This is a genomic window from Rhodoferax sp. OV413 (assembly GCF_945881795.1).
GTDB lineage: Bacteria > Pseudomonadota > Gammaproteobacteria > Burkholderiales > Burkholderiaceae_C > Allorhodoferax.
Genome location: NZ_CAMCVG010000125.1, coordinates 1 through 4,798 on the forward strand (window position 1 = coordinate 1; position 4,798 = coordinate 4,798).

Annotated in this window: 4 protein-coding genes; all 4 read left to right on the forward strand. The window is 62.0% G+C overall.

What is annotated here, in order from left to right; genetic code table 11:
• Nucleotides 1-319 precede the first annotated feature (319 nt).
• The 4 genes from Q0O05_RS11335 to htpG all read left to right on the forward strand — a co-directional run bounded on the left by Q0O05_RS11335 (nt 320) and on the right by htpG (nt 4,622).
• Nucleotides 320-1,105, forward strand: coding sequence for a Crp/Fnr family transcriptional regulator (locus tag Q0O05_RS11335; protein ID WP_293663115.1), 786 nt, complete (start codon nt 320-322; stop codon nt 1,103-1,105).
• Nucleotides 1,106-1,135: 30 nt separating this feature from the next.
• Nucleotides 1,136-1,429 carry a DUF3297 family protein gene (locus Q0O05_RS11340; protein WP_293663117.1) on the forward strand — a complete coding sequence of 98 codons (294 nt, stop codon included), beginning with the start codon at nt 1,136-1,138 and terminating at the stop codon, nt 1,427-1,429.
• Complete coding sequence (locus Q0O05_RS11345) at nt 1,426-2,412, forward strand: pseudouridine synthase (RefSeq protein ID WP_293663119.1); 987 nt, start codon at nt 1,426-1,428, stop codon at nt 2,410-2,412. The genes Q0O05_RS11340 and Q0O05_RS11345 overlap by 4 nt, the downstream gene beginning before the upstream one ends.
• Nucleotides 2,413-2,627: 215 nt before the next feature.
• Nucleotides 2,628-4,622 (forward strand): molecular chaperone HtpG, encoded by a 1,995-nt coding sequence (gene htpG / locus Q0O05_RS11350; protein WP_293663121.1) that lies wholly within the window; start codon nt 2,628-2,630, stop codon nt 4,620-4,622.
• Nucleotides 4,623-4,798 lie beyond the last annotated feature (176 nt).

A 4,798-nucleotide genomic window follows, 5' to 3' on the forward strand; every position in this document is an offset into this window, starting at 1 on the left:
TGATTGCCAGATGCCGTATTCCTTTTCGCGCATCGCGGCCGCCTGCGGGCGTTGTGCCGCGTGCTGCAGCAGGAGCTGCGGAAATGTCGTTTGCGTACCCATTGCGTCTCACCTCGTTATCACCTGCCGCGTCGTGGCGCAGGCTCTTGGTATTCATTGGTATGGTTTGAATGGTAGAACCGCGTTTGACGCCAAGTTGTCATTCGGACGACAATCTCGGCAAATCTAACTAGGTGTTTTCCCTTCGCCATCCGACCACCAAAAACCTGCCAAAGACCCACTTCCCGGCCGCGAATAGCCACCTACGACACCGCACACCATGCCCCGCACCAGTCAAAATTTGCCATCCTCCTCTGCGGCCGCAAGCGCTCCGCTGGCGTCCGCCCCGGAAGCCAGCCTGCACCAGCGCCGCCGGCCGCTGACCGATGCCGAACTCGCCGCCATTCCGTGGCTAGGGCTGCTGGAGGCGGCCGACCGCGAACGCGCGGTGAACGACTTGCGCATTGCCCAGGCCGCCAGCGGCGAGTTCCTGTGCCGCATGGGCAGGCCGGTGACCTACTGGTTTGGCGTGATCGACGGGCTGCTCAAGATGAGCACTGACAACGCCGAGGGCCAGACCATGACCTTCACCGGGCTGCCGCCGGGGGGCTGGTTTGGCGAGGGCACTGCGCTCAAGCGCGAGGCCTACCGCTACAACATCCAGGCGCTGCGGTCCAGCATGGTGGCGGGCCTGCACGTGGACACCTTCCATTGGCTGTTGGACCACTCGATTGCTTTCAACCGCTTTGTGATGAACCAGCTCAACGAGCGGCTGGGCCAGTTCATTGCGGCGCGCGAGATTGACCGCATGACCAACCCCGACATTCGCGTGGCCCGCAGCCTGGCCTCGCTGTTCAACCCAGTGCTTTTTCCCGGCGTGGGCGAAGTGCTGCGCATCACGCAGCAGGAACTGGCCTACCTTGCGGGCCTGTCGCGCCAGCGGGTGAACGAGGCGCTCAACACCTTGCAGGCCCAGGGCTGCATCCAGGTGGAGTACGGCGGCCTGAGGGTGCTGGATCTGCCCGCCCTGCGTTCGCGCCTGTTCACTCGGGCTGCCGGCAAGTAGCGGCGGCGTGGCAATGCCAAAATACCGCATATGAGCACCACCACCGAATTACCCGAAGCCCCGGGACTCCCCGATCGCGCCGAGACCCCTGCGCGCCCTGAATTCCCCGACCATTTGTCGGTAGATCCGCGCAGCCCGCACCATGTGGCGGCTGTCTTCGAGCACGACATCGGCATCCGCTTCAACGACAAAGAGCGCAACGACGTGGAGGAATACTGCATCAGCGAAGGCTGGATCAAGGTCCCCGCCGGCCGGGCGCTGGACCGCAAAGGCAAGCCCTTGCTCATCAAGCTCAAGGGCAGGATCGAAGCCTTTTACCGATGAGCGACGACCCCTCCGGCCCCGCCCAACCGCCCCGCCCCACTTTGCGCCGCGCGCCGGCGCCAGCCCGTGCGGCCGGCAACCGCGCCATCCCCCAAGGCCAGAGCAATACCGCTGCGCACGGCGCAGGCGGCACGGTGCGCTTAAATAAGCGCATGGCCGATCTCGGATTTGCCTCGCGCCGCGAGGCAGACGAATGGATTGCCAAAGGCTGGGTCAGGGTCAACGGCGTCGTTGCCGAGATGGGCATGCAGGTGCTGCCCGACGTGCGCATCGACATCGACAAAGCCGCCCAAGGCCAGCAGGCCAACCAGGTCACCATCCTGCTCAACAAACCCTTGGGCATTGTGAGCGGGCAGGCCGAAGACGGACATGAGCCCGCGATCAAACTCATCCAGCCCCAGAACCGCTGGCGCGATGACAACGCCCGCTTCTTCTTTCACGGCAGCCAGCTCAAGAGCCTGGTGCCGGCCGGGCGGCTGGACATCGACTCCACCGGTTTGCTGGTGCTCACCCAAGACGGCCGCGTGGCCCGCCAGTTGATTGGCGAAGACTCGGTGATGGAGAAGGAATATCTGGTGCGGGTGGCCTACACCGGCGTTGCCAACCACCAGGCCGCCAACTCCGCAGCTGCCACCTACCCGGCCTTGTCCGGGCGGGGCAAACCACAACAGCTCATCCGCCTGGACGATGACGATCCGGTGACCAACGACGTGCAGAGCGTGTTTCCGCCCGAGAAGTTGCAGTTGCTGCGCCACGGCCTGCGACTGGACGACCAGGCACTCCAAGTTGCCAAGGTGGAATGGCAAAACCCCGAGCAGCTGCGTTTTGTGCTGACCGAGGGCAAGAAGCGCCAGATACGGCGTATGTGCGAGCTGGTTGGCCTGAAGGTGGTGGGCTTAAAGCGGGTGCGGATAGGCAAGGTGATGTTGGGTAATTTGCCGGTGGGGCAATGGCGCTACTTGCAGCCTTTTGAGAGGTTCTAATCTGCTCTTTCGAAGCTGCCTCCGCGCAAGAGCGGTTTGGGGCGGCTTCCTCATACTGGGGTACCAGAAATCGTCAGCCGCCCCAAACCGCCCTTGCCCTCATTGGCATTCGGCTATTGAAAACCTCCCCCTCGCCCATAGTTAATCGTTGCGCTTCTTTTTGGCGCCCGCCGGCCGCGTGCCATCTGTTTTTATTGAGACCCTGAGACTGAACTATGACCAAGCAAACCATGAACTTTCAGGCTGAAGTGGCCCAGCTGCTGCACCTGGTGACCCACTCGCTGTACTCCAACAAAGAAATTTTCCTGCGCGAGTTGATCTCCAACGCGTCGGACGCCTGCGACAAGCTGCGCTTTGAGGCCATCAACAACGGCGGCCTCTATGAGAACGACTCCGAGTTGAAAGTCAAAGTCACCTTCGACAAGGATGCCAAGACGCTGACCATCACCGACAACGGCATTGGCCTCTCTATGCAGGAAGCCATCGACAACCTGGGCACGATTGCCAAGAGCGGAACCAAAGACTTTGTGAGCAAGCTGTCCGGCGACCAGAAGGCCGACAGCAACCTGATCGGCCAGTTCGGCGTGGGCTTTTACTCCGGCTTCATCGTGGCCGACAAGATCACCGTCGAATCGCGCCGCGCCGGCCTGAAGATTGATGAGGCTGTGCGCTGGACAAGTGCGAGTGTTAACGACAGCGGCGCCAGCGGTGGCGGCGCATTCGAAGTGGAGGCCATCACCCGCGAAGCCCGCGGCACGAGCGTGATCCTGCACCTGCGCGACGATGCGTCCGATTACCTGCAGACTTGGAAGGTCAAGGGCATCATCAACAAATACTCCGACCACATCAGCCTGCCCATCCAGATGGAGAAAGAAGAGTGGAAAGACGGCGAGCTGATCAACCCGTCGGACGAGAACGGCGGACGCCAGCCCGGCGGCATGGTCAAAACCGGCGAGTGGGAAACCGTCAACAAAGCCAACGCCATCTGGGCCCGTGCCAAAAAGGACGTCACCCAAGAGCAGTACGAAGACTTCTACAAGCAGATCAGCCACGACTTCGAAGCCCCGCTGTCCCACACCCACAACCGGGTGGAAGGCAGCACTGAATACACCCAGCTGCTGTACATCCCGTCCAAGGCGCCGATGGACCTGTACAACCGCGAGACCAAGTCCGGCCTCAAGCTGTATGTGAAGCGCGTCTTCATCATGGACGACGCCGAAGCGCTGTTGCCCAACTACCTGCGCTTTGTGAAGGGCGTGGTGGACTCAGCCGACCTGCCACTGAACGTGAGCCGCGAGCTGCTGCAGGAAAGCCGCGACGTGAAGGCTATCCGCGAGGGCTGCACCAAGCGCGTGCTCTCGATGCTGGAAGACCTGGCCAAGTTCGACAAGGCCCCTGCAGCCGGGGAAGGTGATGTCATTGACGTACTCAGCGAGGAAGACAAGGCCAAGGTGGGCAAGTACTCCAGGTTCTACGCCGAGTTCGGCGCGGTGCTCAAAGAGGGCATGGGCGAAGACTTCGGCAACAAGGACCGCCTGGCCAAGCTGCTGCGCTTCGCAAGCACCAGCAGCGACACAGCCACCGTGGCGCTGGCCGACTACAAAGCGCGCATGAAAGAAGGCCAGGAGGCCATTTACTACATCACCGCCGACACCATGGCCGCCGCCAAGAACAGCCCGCAGCTCGAAGTGTTCAAGAAGAAGGGCATTGAAGTGCTCTTGATGACTGACCGCGTCGACGAGTGGGCGCTGAACTACCTGCACGACTTTGACGGCACGCCGATGCAAAGCGTGGCCAAGGGCGCGGTGGACCTCGGATCGCTGCAGGACGAGTCAGAGAAAAAGGCGGCGGAGGAAGCGGCCGAGGCATTCAAGCCGGTGCTGGCGAAGCTGAAAGAAGCGCTCAAGGACAAGGCCGAAGACGTGCGCGTGACCACCCGTCTGGTGGACAGCCCGGCCTGCCTGGTGGTGCAAGACCACGGCATGAGCACCCAGCTGGCGCGCATGCTCAAACAAGCCGGCCAGCAGGCGCCGGACGTGAAGCCGGTGCTGGAGGTGAACGCCGACCACGCGCTGGTGAAAAAGCTGGACGGCTCGGTGCACTTTCACGATTTGGCCCACATCCTGTTCGACCAGGCCTTGCTGGCCGAAGGCGGCATTCCAGCCGACCCGGCGGCGTATGTGAAGCGGGTCAACGCCCTGCTTGTATAGCAAATACGGGCGTACCGCCCGTATTGAAAGCGCCGGGCGCTACATATTGTGTAGCGCCTTTTTTTCGCCTTATTTCTTAAATGCCGGCAACAGCGGTCAGCCAGTGGAAGGCGCGGCTGACTGCGTCGTAACGGGGGAAGTTGCCGTAGTTCATCGTGCCCTCTCCTGAGAAAGCG

Excerpts from the sequence above, each read along its gene's own strand:
- Q0O05_RS11335 (WP_293663115.1), top strand. The coding sequence starts at position 320 with ATGCCCCGCACCAGTCAAAATTTGCCATCCTCCTCTGCGGCCGCAAGC.
- Q0O05_RS11340 (WP_293663117.1), top strand. The coding sequence starts at position 1,136 with ATGAGCACCACCACCGAATTACCCGAAGCCCCGGGACTCCCCGATCGC.
- htpG (WP_293663121.1), top strand. The coding sequence starts at position 2,628 with ATGACCAAGCAAACCATGAACTTTCAGGCTGAAGTGGCCCAGCTGCTG.
- Q0O05_RS11345 (WP_293663119.1), top strand. The coding sequence starts at position 1,426 with ATGAGCGACGACCCCTCCGGCCCCGCCCAACCGCCCCGCCCCACTTTG.